General features: G+C 43.3%; 22 protein-coding genes. 10 read left to right on the top strand and 12 right to left on the bottom strand.

The window, feature by feature from the left end; genetic code table 11:
- Positions 1 to 66: 66 nt before the first annotated feature.
- Positions 67 to 462, bottom strand: coding sequence for a hypothetical protein (locus ICN36_RS05950; RefSeq protein ID WP_216154217.1), 396 nt, complete (start codon positions 460 to 462; stop codon positions 67 to 69).
- Positions 463 to 488: 26 nt separating this feature from the next.
- The gene (locus ICN36_RS05945) at positions 489 to 1,028 is read right to left on the bottom strand and encodes an OmpA family protein (RefSeq protein ID WP_304609464.1); all 540 of its coding nucleotides are present in this window, start codon (positions 1,026 to 1,028) and stop codon (positions 489 to 491) included.
- A 289-nt stretch (positions 1,029 to 1,317) separates the two neighbouring features.
- On the opposite strand from ICN36_RS05945, the gene ahpC reads away from it, so the two are divergent.
- Both ahpC and ahpF read left to right on the top strand, forming a co-directional pair.
- Complete coding sequence (gene ahpC, locus ICN36_RS05940) at positions 1,318 to 1,881, top strand: alkyl hydroperoxide reductase subunit C (RefSeq protein WP_215391466.1); 564 nt, start codon at positions 1,318 to 1,320, stop codon at positions 1,879 to 1,881.
- 107 nt (positions 1,882 to 1,988) lie between these two features.
- Positions 1,989 to 3,566 (top strand): alkyl hydroperoxide reductase subunit F, encoded by a 1,578-nt coding sequence (gene ahpF, locus ICN36_RS05935; RefSeq protein ID WP_216227448.1) that lies wholly within the window; start codon positions 1,989 to 1,991, stop codon positions 3,564 to 3,566.
- Between the two features lie 91 nt (positions 3,567 to 3,657).
- Here the strand turns inward: ahpF and ICN36_RS05930 are convergent, their stop codons facing one another.
- Positions 3,658 to 4,014: a DUF1622 domain-containing protein gene (locus ICN36_RS05930; RefSeq protein ID WP_216227447.1), complete on the bottom strand. Its 357-nt coding sequence runs from the start codon at positions 4,012 to 4,014 to the stop codon at positions 3,658 to 3,660.
- Between the two features lie 109 nt (positions 4,015 to 4,123).
- Between ICN36_RS05930 and ICN36_RS05925 the strand changes: the two genes are divergently transcribed.
- The gene (locus tag ICN36_RS05925) at positions 4,124 to 4,759 is read left to right on the top strand and encodes an NAD(P)H-dependent oxidoreductase (RefSeq protein WP_216227446.1); all 636 of its coding nucleotides are present in this window, start codon (positions 4,124 to 4,126) and stop codon (positions 4,757 to 4,759) included.
- 73 nt (positions 4,760 to 4,832) lie between these two features.
- Here the strand turns inward: ICN36_RS05925 and ICN36_RS05920 are convergent, their stop codons facing one another.
- The 6 genes from ICN36_RS05920 to ICN36_RS05895 all read right to left on the bottom strand — a co-directional run bounded on the left by ICN36_RS05920 (position 4,833) and on the right by ICN36_RS05895 (position 11,906).
- Positions 4,833 to 5,405 carry a phasin family protein gene (locus tag ICN36_RS05920; RefSeq protein ID WP_216227445.1) on the bottom strand — a complete coding sequence of 191 codons (573 nt, stop codon included), beginning with the start codon at positions 5,403 to 5,405 and terminating at the stop codon, positions 4,833 to 4,835.
- 235 nt (positions 5,406 to 5,640) lie between these two features.
- A complete protein-coding gene (locus ICN36_RS05915) occupies positions 5,641 to 6,336 on the bottom strand; it encodes a nitroreductase (protein ID WP_216227444.1) in 696 nt (231 codons plus the stop codon).
- Between the two features lie 15 nt (positions 6,337 to 6,351).
- Positions 6,352 to 8,547 (bottom strand): OsmC domain/YcaO domain-containing protein, encoded by a 2,196-nt coding sequence (locus ICN36_RS05910; protein WP_216227443.1) that lies wholly within the window; start codon positions 8,545 to 8,547, stop codon positions 6,352 to 6,354.
- Between the two features lie 81 nt (positions 8,548 to 8,628).
- Positions 8,629 to 9,882, bottom strand: a complete 1,254-nt coding sequence (locus ICN36_RS05905; protein ID WP_216227442.1) for a DASH family cryptochrome — start codon at positions 9,880 to 9,882, stop codon at positions 8,629 to 8,631.
- Complete coding sequence (locus tag ICN36_RS05900; protein ID WP_216227441.1) at positions 9,883 to 11,283, bottom strand: exonuclease domain-containing protein; 1,401 nt, start codon at positions 11,281 to 11,283, stop codon at positions 9,883 to 9,885.
- Between the two features lie 20 nt (positions 11,284 to 11,303).
- Positions 11,304 to 11,906, bottom strand: a complete 603-nt coding sequence (locus ICN36_RS05895) for an Rrf2 family transcriptional regulator (protein ID WP_255531258.1) — start codon at positions 11,904 to 11,906, stop codon at positions 11,304 to 11,306.
- A gap of 75 nt (positions 11,907 to 11,981) precedes the next feature.
- Between ICN36_RS05895 and ICN36_RS05890 the strand changes: the two genes are divergently transcribed.
- Positions 11,982 to 12,473, top strand: coding sequence for a DUF4149 domain-containing protein (locus tag ICN36_RS05890; RefSeq protein ID WP_215280121.1), 492 nt, complete (start codon positions 11,982 to 11,984; stop codon positions 12,471 to 12,473).
- Here the strand turns inward: ICN36_RS05890 and ICN36_RS05885 are convergent.
- Together ICN36_RS05885 and ICN36_RS05880 are read right to left on the bottom strand one after the other, a co-directional pair.
- Positions 12,465 to 12,893: a DUF2244 domain-containing protein gene (locus tag ICN36_RS05885; protein ID WP_216227440.1), complete on the bottom strand. Its 429-nt coding sequence runs from the start codon at positions 12,891 to 12,893 to the stop codon at positions 12,465 to 12,467. The genes ICN36_RS05890 and ICN36_RS05885 overlap by 9 nt on opposite strands.
- Positions 12,894 to 12,926: 33 nt before the next feature.
- Entirely contained in the window at positions 12,927 to 13,076 is a 150-nt protein-coding gene (locus ICN36_RS05880) for a hypothetical protein (RefSeq protein ID WP_215391478.1), read from the bottom strand.
- 129 nt (positions 13,077 to 13,205) lie between these two features.
- On the opposite strand from ICN36_RS05880, the gene ICN36_RS05875 reads away from it, so the two are divergent.
- From ICN36_RS05875 to ICN36_RS05865, 3 genes are read left to right on the top strand one after another with little or no spacing between them, the layout of a single operon-like run.
- Positions 13,206 to 13,847, top strand: coding sequence for an LON peptidase substrate-binding domain-containing protein (locus ICN36_RS05875; RefSeq protein ID WP_216227439.1), 642 nt, complete (start codon positions 13,206 to 13,208; stop codon positions 13,845 to 13,847).
- A gap of 4 nt (positions 13,848 to 13,851) precedes the next feature.
- Entirely contained in the window at positions 13,852 to 14,712 is an 861-nt protein-coding gene (locus ICN36_RS05870; RefSeq protein WP_216227438.1) for an oxygenase MpaB family protein, read from the top strand.
- Positions 14,713 to 14,730: 18 nt separating this feature from the next.
- The gene (locus ICN36_RS05865) at positions 14,731 to 15,108 is read left to right on the top strand and encodes a DUF4149 domain-containing protein (protein ID WP_216227437.1); all 378 of its coding nucleotides are present in this window, start codon (positions 14,731 to 14,733) and stop codon (positions 15,106 to 15,108) included.
- 12 nt (positions 15,109 to 15,120) lie between these two features.
- On the opposite strand, the gene ICN36_RS05860 is transcribed toward ICN36_RS05865, so the two are convergent.
- Positions 15,121 to 15,300 (bottom strand): hypothetical protein, encoded by a 180-nt coding sequence (locus ICN36_RS05860; protein WP_216227436.1) that lies wholly within the window; start codon positions 15,298 to 15,300, stop codon positions 15,121 to 15,123.
- Positions 15,301 to 15,380: 80 nt separating this feature from the next.
- Between ICN36_RS05860 and ICN36_RS05855 the strand changes: the two genes are divergently transcribed.
- The 3 genes from ICN36_RS05855 to ICN36_RS05845 are packed head-to-tail and all read left to right on the top strand — an operon-like array spanning position 15,381 to position 17,407.
- A complete protein-coding gene (locus ICN36_RS05855) occupies positions 15,381 to 16,010 on the top strand; it encodes an alpha-ketoglutarate-dependent dioxygenase AlkB (protein WP_216227435.1) in 630 nt (209 codons plus the stop codon).
- Positions 16,000 to 17,010, top strand: a complete 1,011-nt coding sequence (locus ICN36_RS05850; protein WP_216227434.1) for an NAD(P)/FAD-dependent oxidoreductase — start codon at positions 16,000 to 16,002, stop codon at positions 17,008 to 17,010. Before ICN36_RS05855 ends, ICN36_RS05850 begins: the two co-directional genes overlap by 11 nt.
- Before the next feature lie 10 nt (positions 17,011 to 17,020).
- Positions 17,021 to 17,407 (top strand): dihydroneopterin aldolase, encoded by a 387-nt coding sequence (locus ICN36_RS05845; RefSeq protein ID WP_216227433.1) that lies wholly within the window; start codon positions 17,021 to 17,023, stop codon positions 17,405 to 17,407.
- Positions 17,408 to 17,411 lie beyond the last annotated feature (4 nt).

The following is a 17,411-nucleotide window of genomic DNA, read 5'->3' as shown; positions in this document are numbered from 1 at the left end:
AACCAAGGCTCTTCACGAAAAGAAACCACCCGTAGGTGGTTTCATCTTCACTTCATTAGCAATGGATTACTGCGTTACAACGTGCCACACATTATTGACGTTATCACCGGTCTTATCGCCAGGATTTTTATCCTTTGCGAAGAAGTACAGTGGCTTGCCTTTGTATGTCAACTGCTTTTGGCCATCGTTACGAGTGATAGTAGAAAAATCTCCAGAGAGCATGATGCCTGGCTCTACATAGACTGGGGGCCAATTAGTGGCACAGGTAGATACGCATTCAGATTTACCTGAACCAGCCTGGTCTTTATCAAAGGTATAAACAGTCTTGCCATAACTGCTTGTCAAAATACCGTTAGTTACTTTTACAAAATCCGCTGAGGATGTTTTGATATCAGGCGTGCTGCAAGCTGCCAATGTCATGGCAACAATAGCTGCTGCACAAAGTTTTAATAAATGTTTCATTCTCTATCCTTTAAATGGGCTATGAATTAATTACCTGGACCAACCAAGGTAACTTCAATACGACGATTCTGAGCACGGCCTTCTGGAGTGTCATTTGAAGCAACTGGATTGCTTTCACCCATACCTTGTGCTGAAATCAAATTCTGACTTACGCCCTTGCGAATAAGATAGTCAACAACGTTATCAGCACGCTTAGAAGAAAGATCGAGATTGGTTGTAATACCTTCTCTACGCAACTCAGCACCAATTCCGAGGTTGTCTGTATAGCCACGAACAACTACCTTGGTATTTTTGAAACCAGATAATGTTGGAGCCATTTTTGCCAATACTTGCTCCGCTTTTGTATTTAAGCGATAGCCGCCCTCTGGGAACAAAATTTTGTCGCGAATCGTAATGCGTAATTCACCTTGCAACTGACGAATTTCTACTTCGTCACCTTGGTAAGCCTGTTGAAGCTGGGTATAAGCCTGATCCAATTGGTTGTATTTATTTTCGGTTACACAAGCGCTCAAAAGAGCAATTGCAGCAATCGATAGCGCTATAAATCCCTGTTTCATTAATTTCATGTTTGTTCTCCGTAGAGGGGTAAAAGTAAAGTAATTCAAATAATAAGCAGTAACTATAGCCTATAGGCTAATGCAAACCTTTCAAAATCCTACAAAAAACTCAAAAATTGCCTTATTTAGGGCAATTAAGGCCTTTTTCACCCCCAATGGCACCCCTTGATCTCTTTATCTATTAATTCGATCATAAATATCAAATTTATTCATTAGACAAATAAACAACTGAGGTTCAAAATTCAACCAGTTGCAGTAGTTACTAAAGAAATTGATTAACCAACACTAGGAGCACAGTATGTCCATTATTAATACCGCAGTTCAACCATTCAAAACCGAAGCTTTCCACAACGGTAAGTTCGTAACTGTTACTGATGAAACCCTCAAGGGTCATTGGTCAGTTTTGATTTTCATGCCAGCAGCATTTACTTTTAACTGCCCTACAGAAATTGAAGATGCAGCTGAGAACTATGCTGAATTCCAAAAAATGGGTGCTGAGGTTTACATCGTAACAACCGATACTCATTTCTCACACAAAGTTTGGCACGAGACTTCTCCTGCTGTTGGTAAAGCAAAGTTCCCACTCGTTGGCGACCCAACACATACTTTGACAAATGCATTTGGCGTTCATATTCCTGAAGCAGGCTTAGCATTGCGCGGCACATTCATCATCAACCCAGAAGGCATCATCAAGACAGCAGAGATTCATTCAAATGAAATTGCTCGCGATATTTCTGAAACATTGCGTAAGTTGAAGGCCGCTCAGTACACAGCAGCACACCCAGGCGAAGTATGCCCAGCTAAGTGGAAAGAAGGCGCTGCAACTTTGACTCCATCTTTGGATCTCGTAGGCAAGATCTAAGTTGCTCAGTTAAATAGCTAATCCATAGACTCTCTTTAAGAGAGTCTATTGGAGAGGACAAGATCCTGCCCAATAGACTCACCTAAAAAATACCCAAGGAAATCATCATGCTCGATACCAATATCAAATCCCAGTTAAAGGTATATTTTGAAAAGATTGTTAGCCCAATCGTTTTAGTGGCTAGCGTAGACGGAAGCGATAGCTCCCAGCAAATGCTCGAGCTCTTAAATGAAGTGGCTGAGCAGTCCGATAAGATTACCGTCAAAACAGACGGCAAAGCTGAACACAAGCCAAGCTTTACTGTCAGCAAGGTAGATCAAGAAGCACGCATTACATTTGCCGGTTTACCAATGGGTCATGAGATGACTTCTTTTATCTTGGCCATCTTGCAAGCGAGTGGCTACCCAGCAAAAGTTGAGCAAGAGGTGATTGACCGCATTACCAAGTTAGATACAAAACTCAGCTTCCAGACATTTATCTCCTTGTCATGCCATAACTGCCCGGATGTTGTGCAGGCTTTGAACTTAATGGCTGCCCTCAATCCAAACGTCACCCATGAAATGATTGATGGCGCCCTTTACCAGGGTCTCGTCGATCAACACCAAATCATGGCCGTACCAACCGTGATCTTGAATGGCGAAGCATTTGGCCAGGGTCGCATGAGCGTCGAGGAAATTGTTGCCAAACTGGATACATCCAGCCCTAAGGAAGAGGCTGCAAAGCTTACTGCTAAAGATCCATTTGACGTATTAGTGATTGGTGGTGGCCCTGCTGGTGCAGCTGCTGCGATTTATGCTGCACGTAAAGGAATTCGCACTGGCATTGTTGCTGAGAAATTCGGCGGTCAAGTAATGGATACCATGGGTATTGAAAACTTCATTTCGGTAAAAGAAACTGAAGGTCCTAAATTGGTCCAAGCACTTGAGCAGCATGTGAAAAGCTATGAAGTAGACATCATGAACTTGCAGCGTGCCAATGCATTGCGCAAAACAGACAATGGTATTGAAGTCGAACTAGCCAATGGCGCAGTCCTTGCTAGCAAGTCTGTGATTATCAGTACCGGTGCTCGCTGGAGAGAAATGAATGTTCCTGGCGAACAAGAATACCGTGGCAAGGGCGTTGCCTATTGCCCTCACTGTGACGGCCCTTTATTCAAAGGCAAGCGTGTTGCTGTTATTGGTGGAGGTAATTCTGGGGTTGAGGCTGCTATTGATTTAGCTGGCATCGTTAGCCACGTTACCTTGATTGAATTTGATAGCAAGTTGCGTGCCGATGCAATTTTGCAAAAGAAGATGGCTAGCATGCCTAATGTGACTGTCATTATGAGTGCACTCACCAAAGAAGTTTTGGGTGCAGATGGCAAGGTTAGCGGCTTGCGCTATCAAGACCGCACTAACGATACTGAGCGCACCATCAATCTTGAAGGCATCTTTGTGCAAATTGGATTGCTGCCAAATACAGATTGGCTCAAAGGCAGCATTGATTTATCAAAGCATGGCGAAGTTATCGTTGATGCAAAAGGTGAAACCTCCTTACCAGGCGTTTTTGCAGCAGGTGACTGCACTACAGTTCCATACAAGCAAATCATTATTGCTATGGGCGAAGGTGCCAAAGCTTCACTTGGGGCATTTGACTACTTGATTCGTTCTTCTGTTACCGAACCACAAGAAGCTGTTGCAGCCTAAGCAATAAACAATAAGCAACCAGCATCAGCAATCAGCAGTAAAGCAATAGGGAGCCAAAAGGCTCCCTATTTTTTACAAAGATAAATGGCATTTATTCTGATTGAGCAGACCTAGGCGCTTGCCATGGCCAGCGGCCATCGATCTCTAAAGTCAGAGACCAGCTTAAGAAGCAACGAATCAATACAATGGCGCCCAAAACGGCCACACTAGTCAAGGTTGGGCTAATAGCTACCGTACGAATGACATCTCCCGCTACTAAGACTTCGAGGCCCAGAATAAGAGAGCGCACAATTTGTATGCGAAAGGTTTTATAGGCAATATCCGCAGTCTGCGTCACTAAGCCCCTAGCAAAACAGAAGAGGCCCCATAAAACGCCAATAGATACCACCGCTACCCCTAGCGCATCCATCACATCGCTGACATCTCGAATAATTTCAATTTGATTCATATTGTTATCTTCATAGATTGAACGAGCTCATATTAACCCGTTTAGCGTGATATCCCGTTATAAATTACACTTAATTATCTATTGCTTTATTAAATCCAAGGAAATCAGAATGAGCTTAATTGACAAACTGCAGTGGCGCTATGCAACCAAGAAAATGGACCCTACAAAAGCTGTGCCCCTAGAGAAGGTGGAGCAAATACTTGAAGCTATTCGTTTAACTGCCAGCTCCAGTGGCTTGCAGCCCTATGAAGTACTAGTGATCACTAATAAAGCTATTCGAGAGAGAATTAAAGCAATCGCATGGGACCAATCACAAGTAGTCGACTCTTCTCACTTACTTGTTTTTGCAGCTTGGGATACCTATACGGCCGATCGCATCAATCATGCTTTTGATATGACTGAGAAGCTACGCAACTTCAAAAGTGAATCTGGTGATATCTATCGTCAAAAGCTACTAAGTGGTTACACCGCAAGAGATGCTGAAACCAATTTCACGCACGCCGCAAAGCAAGCTTATATTGGGCTTGGTACAGCACTCATTGCCTCCGCTTATGAGCAAGTAGACTCTACGCCCATGGAAGGATTTGATGCTACGGCTCTTGATGAAATCCTTAGCCTTAAAGCCAAAGGTTTGCGCAGCGTTGTAATGATGCCGCTTGGATACAGGAAGGCTGATGAGGACTGGCTAGTCAACTTGAAAAAGGTTAGAAAGCCTAAGGAAGACTTTATTACCTGGATTGAATAAGAAATAGAAGTGCAGAAAAAGTAAAAGCCACCCGAAGGTGGCTTTTTTAACAGCTAATTAACTAATCAGTTAATTAAGCAGCTTTGCGGCTTTTAGCAGCTGGCTTAGCAACAGCGTATTGACCTTGAATGTTTGCCAAAGCAGCATCAACACTCTTCTCAAAGTTAGCAAATGCGTCAGTTGCATTTGCGCGAACTTGATCAAACTGTTGGAGTGAAGACTCAAATGCAGTTTTGAATGCAGAAACATAAGCCTCTGAACCAGCAGGGGCTGTCTTAGTAGCTTCTTTAACAAACTTAACCAAATCCGCGCGTGCATCATCAATAGAAGCATCAACTACTTGAGCGACTTCTTTGTTGCCGTTACGAACTACTTGGTTAACTTTAGCTTGGTAAGCAGCAGCATATTTAACAGCTTCTTGAGCAGCTTCTGGCTGAGCTAATTTAGCCAATTGCTGTGGATCCTTGATTGCTAACAATTGTGAGCTTGAATCTTGAGCAGCAGCCAAAGCATCTTTAGCAGCAGCTTGATTGATTTCAGCTAATTCTTGAGCGCTTTCAACAGCAACTTGTGCCAAATGTTTAGCAGTTTCGATAGCTTTAGCTTGTGCAGAAACGAGTTGGTCGTTTAATTGAGTTTGAAACATGATTTATCCTAACTTTAAGTAAATGAGGGTTTTTTATTGCAATGCACCATTTTAAGAGTCCCATTTTCTAAAAGCAAGATATTTTTGTTGCAAAGCAACATATATTTCCTAAAACCCCATTTCAAGCGTTTAAATGGGGTTTATTGGTTAATTAGATTCTATTTTTCCTATATAGTTTTTAGGGTTACTAGATATAAACTTCCAAAAATCAATAGCAAAAGCAATTTTGGGGTCATCACTTTACCCAGGTAGTAAATTCCTCTGCACTCACTCTGGAGGTATGAAAGCTGTTCACAATCTCGCTTTTATCGGCATACCCTAGTGCCATACCGCACACAAGCATCTCATTCTCTTTGGCACCAATAGCCGGCAGGATGATCTTTGCGAAATCATTCCAAGCGGCTTGCGGGCAAGTATCTAAGCCCTCACCTCTTGCGGCAACCATCATATTCTGCAAGAACATTCCGTAGTCGAGCATAGAACCTCGACCAAGCTTTTTATCGAGCGTGAAAAATATAGATACCGGTGCCCCAAAGGCCTGAAAGTTTTTTCGATGCTGTGCATGCATCTTCTCTTTATCGCCTTTAGTAATTCCCAATAAGCCATACAAGCCCCAACCATTTTCACGGCGCCTATCGATATAGGGACTAAACCATTTAGTTGGGTAATAGTCATATGCTGGTTGATATTCTTTTGCTAACTCAGGATTGAGTGCAATGCTGTCATAAGCAGCGCACACTTTTTCACATAATTCCTTAAGTGCATTGCCTTCAACAACATATGCTTTCCAGGGTTGAGTATTCGTACCTGAGGGAGCTCGCGCAGAGATATCGAGCAACTTGAGGATGACCTCTTTTGAGACAACTTCATTGGTAAATGCCCGCACGGACATGCGAGATGTAATAGCTTGGGCTGGAGTTAATGATTTCATTAATATCCTTTGATTCTATCTAAGGCTGTCAGCTCGCGCCTTGTGTAATTTTCTGTAACTATCGATTAGACGATGGTGCCTATCTAGGCCTTCTAACTTCATGCTTGTTGGTGTTAAACCAAAGAAGCGAACACTTCCAGCGATTGATCCCAGGACTGCATCCATCCTAGCATCACCAAACATACGGCGGAAGTTGACCTCAAAGTCTGACATCTCTAACTCATCATCAAGCAAAACCTCAAGGGCGACATCTAAAGCCTGATAAAACAATTTACGCTCTACTGTATTGTCGTTGAACTGCAGAAAAGCGCCTACCAGTTCATGCGCCTCTGCAAATCGCTTTAATGCCAATTGAATCAGCAACTTCAATTCAAGCACCGTGAGTTGACCCCAAACGGTATTCTCATCAAATTCAATACCAATGAGTGTGGCGATGTCCCCGTACTCATCTAGCTCGTTATTTTCTAAGCGGTCCAAGAGTGCAGCCAAGCTAGCATCATCAAGCTGGGATAAATTCAAAATATCTTTACGGAATAGCAACGCCTTATTGGTGTTATCCCAAATCAGATCTTCAATCGGATAGATTTCAGAATAGCCAGGCACCAAGATACGACATGCAGTTGCGCCCAACTGATCATAGACAGCCACATAGGCCTCTTTGCCAATGTCTTTCAGAATGCCAAATAAAGTTTCCGCTTCCTGGGCATTGGAATTTTCACCGTCACCAGAAAAATCCCACTCCACGAATTCATAATCTGATTTCGCACTGAAAAACCGCCAGGAGACAATACCGCTGGAATCAATGAAGTGCTCTACAAAGTTATTAGGCTCTGTCACTGCTTCACTGGCAAAGGTAGGTGGGGGCAAATCATTTAGACCCTCTAAGCTACGGCCCTGTAATAACTCAGTCAGACTTCTTTCTAGCGCAACTTCAAAACTTGGATGGGCACCAAAAGAGGCAAAGACACCGCCTGTGCGTCGATTCATCAAGGTAACGCACATGACTGGATAAATACCGCCGAGCGATGCATCCTTCACCAATACCGGGAAACCTTGCTCTTCTAGACTCTGAATGCCAGCCAAAATACCCGGGTACTTTGCGAGTACCTCCTGCGGTACATCAGGCAATGCAATTTCACCCTCCAGAATTTCTCTTTTCACTGCTCGCTCGAAAATCTCCGATAAACACTGGACCTGAGCTTCGGCCAAGGTATTGCCAGCACTCATACCATTACTAACGAATAAATTTTCAATGAGGTTGGATGGAAAATACACTGTCTTACTATCAGACTGACGTACATATGGCAATGAACAGATGCCGCGCTCGACATTTCCAGAATTAGTATCTACTAGATGTGAAGCCTTAAGCTCTCCATCAGGGTTGTAAATATTGAGACAGTATTCATCCAAAATTTCTGTCGGCAATGCATCTTTTTTACCCGACTTAAACCAACGCTCGTTTGGATAATGTACAAACTCTGCATTGGCAATATCCTCACCCCAGAATGCTCCAGCATAAAAATGGTTGTTGCTAAGTCGCTCGATGTACTCACCAAGCGCAGAAGCTAAAGCACTTTCTTTAGTGGCGCCTTTGCCATTGGTAAAGCACATCGGGGAGTGCGCATCACGAATATGTAATGACCAAACATTCGGAATGAGATTACGCCATGAGGCGATTTCGATCTTAATTCCCAGATTGGCCAATAGACCGGACATGTTGGCAATGGTTTGCTCTAGCGGCAGGTCTTTTCCCGCAATATAAGTACTGGCATCAGAGACTGGCTTAAGGCTTAGCAAGGTCTGCGCATCGGCATCTAAGTTTTTGACTTCTTCAATAACAAACTCTGGACCAGCTTGAACTACCTTCTTCACTGTACATCGTTCAATTGAGCGCAAGATGCCCTGGCGATCCGTTGCAGAAATATCCTCTGGTAACTCAACTTGAATTTTGAAAATCTGCTGATAACGATTTTCTGGATCAACAATATTATTTTGTGAGAGGCGGATATTCTCGGTAGAAATGTTGCGAGCATCACAGTACAGCTTCACAAAGTAAGCTGCACACAAAGCTGATGAAGCCAAGAAATAATCAAATGGTCCTGGGGCAGATCCATCACCCTTGTAGCGGATCGGCTGGTCAGCAATAATAGTAAAGTCATCGAACTTTGCCTCTAGACGAAGCTTATCGAGAAAGTTGACCTTAATTTCCATGAGGATGGTTCCAAACTAGCACTAAAAATGATGTGATCATCATTATCCATCCCAACGTCTATCTACAGCATGTCTTAATGACTATGCGAGCCAAATTTGGCGATATATGCCATTCAGATCATGGTCTTGGGTTTGTTTAGCCACATTAAAAGGCCGACCCCCTCTTGGGTCAGTGCCTTTGCCAGCAATATAAAGCCAATTACCCTGATTGCTATAAACATCGTAGTCAACCAATTGATATTCAAACCAAGCAGCACCTGCTTGCCAATCACCCTTCATGTCATAAATCCAATAACTTGCCACAATTTGTCGCATACGATTGGATAAATATCCCGTTTTTTTCAATTCACGCATACCGGCATCTATCAGCGATTGCCCGGTATTACCAGATGACCATTTGAAGAAATTTTCACTATCAAACTGATTGCTAGGCACCTTACTTAAGCCTTTGGAGTGATAGAGCCTTTTGCCATACTTAAAGTGTAGAAACCGGAAGTAGTCTCTCCAAAGCAATTCAAACCAAAGCCAGTAGGTCCCATCGTTTGCTCCATAGCAAATTTCATAATCTGACAGTTGCTTTGCAATGGATCCTGCAGAGCGACAACCCTGCGCTAGCCATGGAGAGAATTTGCTGGAGTAATCCATACCAATCAACTCATTACGAGTTTGTTTGTAGGTATCAGGGAGGCGTCGCTCAAAATATTGCTCAATATGGGTTTGAGCACTCTGCACCCCACCTTGAAACTTGCTAGTACTAGATAAATGAATTGCGTCCAATGCTTGGATGGAGGGCATCTCGATGGCAGGCAGTGGTGGGATGATCTTGGGGGCATCTACGGGAGAAGCAAATCTTAAGCCCTTCTTTTCTACTTGCTGACGAAATTGGGTAAAGACATCCGGCATCCCTTCCAATGGAAATGGTAAAGATTGAACATCCAACATACTGGACTGCCATACTGGATTTACCTTAAAACCAGCACTGCTTAATAACGCCACTTGCTCCAACTCTTCAGGCGCCTGAATTTGCTCACAATAAATAAGATCTGCTTGAGTCTGGGCTTTTAATGTCTCAAACACATCCACGACATCACCAGCCACCTCATATAAGTCCGATCCCAAGTCTCGTAATTGGCTGCGGAGTTCCTGAAGAGACTGCTCTAAAAATGCCTGACGATGCTCACCTATTCTCGGAAATCCCCATGCAGTATCTTGCTCTAAGCTGGGCTGATGAACATAGACTGGTAGCAGATGATCCGCAGACTTGCACGCTTGCAAAAACGCTGGGTTATCTTTTAGGCGAAGATCATTTCTAAACCAATAAAAGACAGATGTCATTTATTCCATCCCAATCGGAATGACTTGATTCTTATAGGAGCCTGAGAGGGCTTTTTTAACAATCTTATAGATATCAAGATCAAATTCTGCATCACCCGACTGCGCCAACTCATAAAGTTCATCCTGATTAATGGCAGTACCTAGATAACACCATTTATCAATCACGATCATCTCACCACCCTCTTTAATTGCGATAGCTCCTGAATATGGCCACACCTGAACCTTAAAAAGTTCCAAAGCCGTTTTTAGTTGTAAGTTATGCAACGTAGTAGATGCAAGATTAATACAGGTCCCGCTACATTGCTTTACTTGATAGCCAAAGCAAGATTTACCCTCAATACGCTTCTCTAGACCAAGCAATGCTTCACATAAATGGTATTTTTTAGCAATTGCCTTTAAATAAGCGTGCGCCTCTCGTTTGCTATAAAACAAACCGTATAAATTATCTTGCAACCCAGGCTCTAAATGATGATGAGTCACCAAAGAAGGCGCCAGAACACCAGTAGCATCCTCTTCCAAGCTCCAAGCACAAAGATCCTTGGATCTACGCAGCTTAATATTCATAGAAGGCATGCGCTCTTTTATCAATCTCGACTCAAGAATTAATGCACCTAACTCTCCGCTGGTTTCGATCCAATCAATATCGCGAATCTGTAAAGACAGCTTCATTTCTTTACGCTGTGTTAAAGCGCCCTGGAAGTGCCCCATCACCCTACTGCGTAAAGAAATACTTTTACCGATGTATAGAGGGATTTTGTTATCTCCATAAAAGATATAACAACCAGGACCATCGGGTATAGAGTCGATTAAATTCTGATCTATGTTTGGGGGAAGGCTAGCATTACCAATGAGTTGGTTGATCGCTTCATTTAATTTAGCTTGCCCAAACTTTGACTCACACAAACGCCAAAATTGAAGCAATAAGTCGGCATCCCCTAGGGCGCGATGCCTGGCACTGACTTTCAGTCCATGCGCACTAATAATAGTATCGAGATTATGGCGTGGCTGATCTGGGAACAGCAATCGAGAGAGCTTTACGGTGCATAAAACTTTAGGTTTAAAGTCAATGCCAATCCTCTTAAAAGAGGCCTTGATAAAGCCATAATCAAAGCGAGCATTGTGAGCAACAAATATTTTTCCCTCAAGCTCTTTTTTTAAATCCTCTGCAAGCTCAGAAAAGCAAGGCTGACCTTGCACCATTGCTGGCGATATACCGGTTAGTCTTTGAATATTTTGCGGGATATAAGTTTGTGGATCAATTAACCTTTCCCATACGTAAAGCTCATTACTTGCTAGGGTTTTAATACCAATTTCAGTAATGCGATCGCGGTCGAAATGAGACCCTGTAGTTTCAATATCAACAAAAGCTAAATCGGGGTAAGGGCCAAGCTGACTATTCACGCTAGAAACATTAAATCCACTTAGTTTGCGGATGGACCTCTGTTTAGATAGTCAGCAAAACTAAATATAGAGTTTGGTCCACGAGGTGTATCTTCCACTTTTTTGAATGTTGTTTTGATCACCCTTTGAGTCTCCCCTTTTTTCTTTTTTTCTTGCTTAATAGTGATCTTTTTTTCTAATGGCAAGTAAGGTTTTCTCTCAGGAGCAGTCTGCACGTCACTAAAACGTGGAATGTAATCTTTGATTGCAGAGGCTAGTGTCACATTAGAAATGCAGCTCATCATATAAGCTTCAAGTGATTGATAAAGCTCTTTGGCAATGTCTGATACCTCAACTTTTCTCTTTTTAATTTTGTTCATTGCGAGAACAATATCCTTGATGGTGATGACTTGAGGATCCTTTGAAAGCTGATATCCGCCAGTCCGACCTTTGACTGCAGTAACAAGGCCCGACTCTCTTAGAGGGCGCAATAACAGCTCGATACGACTAATCGATATATGCTGTCTTTTCGCTATTTCTGGAGCGGGAACAAGCTCTCCATTGGCTGAATGGCTGGCAATATCTACGAGGGTATTGAGAGCTACTCTGACTGCTTTGGTGACTTCCATTGGGACTTTCGGCATAAAAGTTAGATTAGGGCTAGTATGAAACTGATCTCAAATATGTGCTGCGGCGCATTAATTAACCCTATCTAACTTATGGTTGAAGCAACTAAACTCCAGCACCCCCTAACCCATCGACTACTGCGCTTTCTTGCCTGTATTCTGGCCGGCGGAGTTATTTCTCAAGCTTTTGGCTGCTTAGCAGCTTATTTGATCATTACTGATTCACAAGCCGCTGGTATGGTAGCGAACATAGTAGTTCAGCATCTTTCATATTATTTCTTAGGGTGCGCGTTCGCAATCTTGAGTATTGCCAACATTCTCATTAAAAGAGGTGCAAGCCCCCTTAAAAATATCCGCCTTCCCTTATTAATACTGATGATGGCAGTGGCAGTGGCGAGCTTTCTTCTAATACCCCGCATGGATTACTTACGAGAAACAGCGCTCATAGATGGTATGCCAGTCATGCTCTCGCCCTTTGCCGGCTATTTCCAGGTATTGAATATCTTGGTGTTGATGTTGCTATTAACGCAAATAGTGTCTAGTGCAGTAGTTGCCTGGCGCCTGTGTAACTCAGAATCAACCTAAGCGCGCCCGAACAGCGGCAATCAAGGGCATCTGTTGCTCTTGCCTTAAAAACTGACCAAGCTCTACACGCTGGTTGGATTGACTTATATGAAAGACTTTCGCCCCTTCCGAAGGTAATTCAATCTTGGCCCACTGCGTATTAAATTCGTACACAGTCTCTTTATAGCCAATGAACTTTTTAACAATTAAAGAATTACCATCTATCTCAATTGTTTCGCAATCTAAAGCATGTCTACAGTAGATTAAAAATCCGAGCGTTACCGCACATAACTCTAAAGCTGTGAAAATGGGAATGACCCATACCCCCGCCAAAAAGAATCCCATTCCAACCGTTACAGAGAGGCACACCAGGACTATGTAGAACTGGAGAAGCTGCTTGGGAGTCAGCGCGCAGTTTCTGCGCATTTGCCAGCGCTTCATGTTTATGCAAGTCTTGACATGACAAACGAAAGTTTATTGGCTTTTACTGCGCTCTTGAGATTTTGCCAACTGGTCAGCACTTCTTTGCTGAAAATCGACCATAGAGTGGTATCCCATTTGATAGCAAGGGCAATGCTTACCCAAGATCCAGCGAGCAAGCTTGATACGAAGTTTTTGGATCATGTTTACCCCTTATTAGTGACCCTTAAATGTAAACGGAAATGGCATTTATTGCTGAGCTGAGATCAAAATGGGGGATTTAATGCGGTCTAGCCATCAGCAGAAATTATTCAAATCCATTACATTGGATGAATGACTAATTTAGACTCCTCTACACGAAAAATACCCCTTTTCCCACTGGGAACCGTTCTGTTTCCGGATGGCGTAATTGCCCTGAAGATCTTTGAGGCACGCTACCTCGACATGATTAAGACATGCTTGCGTGAAAAAACAGAATTTGGCGTTGTTAGCATCATGAAGGATCAGGATTCCAAAGAAGATTCACCCCCTACCTTTTCTCAAATCGGAACTCTGGCCCAAATAGAAGATTTTGATCCTATTCAGCCTGCCTTGTACATGACTAAATCATTTGGAACGCAGCGCTTTAATCTTCTGAATAGCCAGCAAGAACTTAATGGCCTGTGGATTGGTGAAGTTGAGCTTCTGCCGAATGATCCTGCTACCCCCATTCCTGAAGAACACCAAAAGATAGTTCAATTGTTAAATGAAATTATTTCAGTCATTCAAAGCGAAGATCTGTTAGGTGAATCCCCATTTAAGAGGCCCTTCAAGATAGATGACTGCGGCTGGGTTTCCAATCGCCTTGCAGAACTCTTACCCATTTCACTAGCTCAAAAGAACCATTTGCTAGCCCAAACCAATCCCAGAATCAGACTTGATCTGGTTACGGAAATTATCGAGGATGATGGCTTAAGTAATCTCATGCTGCATTAAATCCATGCTTGATGAGCTTATTCGTAAAACGATTCGTGAAATGGTTGGGGGTAGTGGACCTCCGGTTGCCTTTCTAACGCCACCAGGCGATCGCGGCCTCTTTGGCCCAGAATCTATTGCCTGGAAAGTACATGCGGACTTTATCTCGATGATGATTGGCGGCATCAGCTCGCTAATCTTGCAAGCCTTACATCCACAAGCCTTAGCGGGAGTATGGGATCACTCCAGCTTTAGAGAGGATCTTAAGGGCAGACTAGGAAGAACAGCATTCTTCATCGCAGCTACTACTTATGGATCAACCGAGATGGCAGATAACATCATTGAAAGGGTTAACCAGATTCATGCAAAGATTAGTGGCTTTGATGAATTCGGCAAACCATACTCAGCCACAGACCCTCATTTACTAGCCTGGGTTCATCTCACAGAAACACATAGCTTCATGCAAGCTTTCGAAGATTATCGAAAAGAGAAATTAAGTACACAGGATAAGGATCAATACTTTATTGAAATGAAATCTCTTGGCGAAAGAATGGGTGCTCATAATTTACCTACTACCTACGCCAAAACAGATGACGCGATTAAGGGCTACATTCCTGAACTTTATTTTGGGGAGCGTGCAAAAAGCATCCTTGAGCTACTAGAAAACTTTCCAAGTAAGCTCGCCGCAAAGCCCTTTATCAAACTGATCACTCGTGCCGGCTATCTGAATCTTCCAGATTGGGTCTATCCCTTTATCAATAGGCCAACACCCAACCTGTTTGAGCGCCTAGCAGTGAAAAAGAGTGTCGATTTAATTGCAGTACCGATTCGTGAGGCCCTTAAAGATGGGGTGGCCGCCCACTCACTCCGTAGAGTTTACGGATGATTCATTTAGAAAGACGTCATGATTACTAGTTACCTTCTATCGGGCATGGTTGGCATCATGCTTTTCTTTACCGTAGTCGTAGCACCGACTGTTTTTAAGGTGCTCCCTGTCGAATGGTCTAGCAAATACGTTCGGAACTTTTTTCCAAAGTACTATGCCTGCCTAGGTTTAATTACTACTGTTTGCATTTTCACTGTGCCCGATGGAGTCGGTAAGAGCTTACTAGCGATCTGCGCACTACTCTTTGCCTTTACCTTGTTCTACTTGACCGGGAAAATTAATGAGGCCAAAGATCAAGGTCAAAATCGCCGTTTTCACATCCTGCATGGCGCAAGCGTTGTGATTAATTTATTTCAGTTAATTACTTTTATCTACCTTTTGGTCAAACTGTCATAAATAGACAAGTGGCTAAGAGCCAGGCTTTACCTTGCTTGAATCCAACTCCTCAACCTTATTCTGCTTGATGGGTAAATTCAAGCTAGGGGCGGCCATTTTTTCGCCATCCCAAACTTGTCCACACCAACACTCACCTGCATCATTAATAATGCATACGCCTGAGCCGCAGCAGCGTTTGTCTGGGGTCTTCATAAATTAGCCTAATCAAGAAATTGAAATTAAGACTATTCTAGGGTTTTTATGAAACTAGCGCTTGATCTTGCAATTAATAAATGATGCAAAGCACTTTATTTGAAACCCCCCTTGGCGACACGGCTGTGAATATTCTGCCAAAGGATGGGGGCGCTCACTACTACCCCAAGGTTTTTACTGAACAAGACTCCATTAAATTAATGGGCCAGCTTCAAGCCTCGCTCAAGTGGGAGCCAGAGCAACTCATGATGTTTGGAAAGTTGGTAACCACTCGGCGTAAGGTTGCTTGGGTTGGAGATCCTCAGTGTAGCTATACGTACTCAGGGGTGCAAAAGATCCCGCAAGCATGGACACCTCATCTCATTCTAATTAAAGAACAATTAGAAAAAATATCAGAGGCAGAGTTTAATTCTTGCTTGCTTAACCTCTACCACGATGGAAATGATGGCATGGGTTGGCATAGTGATGATGAAAAGGAGCTTGACCCCTTATCACCCATTGCATCGCTAAGTCTTGGGGCGCAGCGCAAATTTGCTTTTCGCCATAAAAAAGACAAAGAGACCATATCTCTGTTTTTAGAGAGTGGTAGCGCCCTGATCATGTATGCACCCACTCAAAAATATTGGCAGCATGCTTTGCTGAAAACCAAAACTGTGACTGATATCCGCATGAATTTAACGTTTAGAAAAATCAATACCTATGCCAAATGAGACCAAACCAAAAGTCACTGTGGCCATCATTGGCGCAGGTATAGCAGGTCTCAGTTGCGCCTCGAGCTTGCAAGCTCATGGCTTTGAAGTTCGGGTATACGAAAAGAGTCGCGGACCAAGCGGACGGATGAGTACTCGCCATGGTGCAGGCTGGTCCGCGGATCATGGAGCTCAATATTTCACAGCAAGAGATCTGGTGTTTATTGAAGAACTCAATACCTGGATTAAGGCAGGTGTAGCAGCCGCTTGGCATCCACATCTATCTGTATATGAAAGCGGTCAATGGCAAGAGAGCAGCTCTAAAGAGAGCCGCTATGTAGGCGTACCCGCCATGAATTCGCCCGGTCAATATTTAGCCAAAAACTTATCGATAGAGTGCAATCAGACCATTGATAAGATTTACCAGCAAGATGGGAAATGGCATCTCCACAGTCTAGAGAATGGCGACATTACCCAATCATTTGACTACTTAGTATTAGCAATTCCTGCACCCCAGAGCTACGCTCTTACCAAATTAATAGATCACTCTATTGAAGCATTTTGCTCTAGCGTAAATATGCAAGGCTGTTGGACAGTGATGGCGCGATTCTCAGAAAAAGTTGATATGCCTTTTGATGCCGCCTTTATTAATAATGAAATCATTAGCTGGATCTCTCAAAATAACTCCAAGCCTGGACGTACAGGTCAAGAAACCTGGACAATACATGCTAATCCCCAATGGAGCCAGCAGTGGATTGAGTTGGATAAAGAAGAGGCTGGCAAGTTGATTCTAGAGTCCGCAAAGCAGCTTGGACTCAATTGTCAGAATGCTGAAATCGCTATCCATCGCTGGCGTTACGCAAGTGGAGCAACGAATACAGAGGCAGGCTTTATTCTGAATACAGACAACAAGCTTAGTCTGTGTGGAGACTGGCTCAATGGTGGCAGAGTTGAGGGAGCGTGGTTAAGTGGCCATAAATTAGCAAGTGCAATCCATATTTCAGCAGCATTCAACCCATAAGGCTTAGATTATGTCGCGCAAAGCATCTATCGAATTACGAGATCTCAAACTGCAAACTCAGATCGGAACCTATAAGGCCGGTGACATCATCCCCGACAGTCATTTGCTAGATCTCACCCTTTGGATTGACTCGAATCTCGTGCTGATTGCCGAGGATAAGATGAGCAAGGTCTTTGATTATGATCCTCTTGTCCTTGAGATTTCCAGGCTAGCTGGTGAATGCCGTTATGAAACTCAGGAAAGGTTGATGAGCAGAATCGTTGAAGCCTGTGCTAATTACCCTGAAGTTCAATCACTAGAAATCGGCCTTAGAAAATCACCCGTTAACAATCACTCTGGCTCACTTGGCGTGAGGTTAAGTCTTGACCAGGAAGCCTTAACAAGATTAAGAAACTAGGCTT

It is taken from the genome of Polynucleobacter sp. UK-Gri1-W3, from assembly GCF_018881595.1.
Taxonomy (GTDB): domain Bacteria; phylum Pseudomonadota; class Gammaproteobacteria; order Burkholderiales; family Burkholderiaceae; genus Polynucleobacter.
This window is presented reverse-complemented; position numbering and strand designations above follow the sequence as displayed.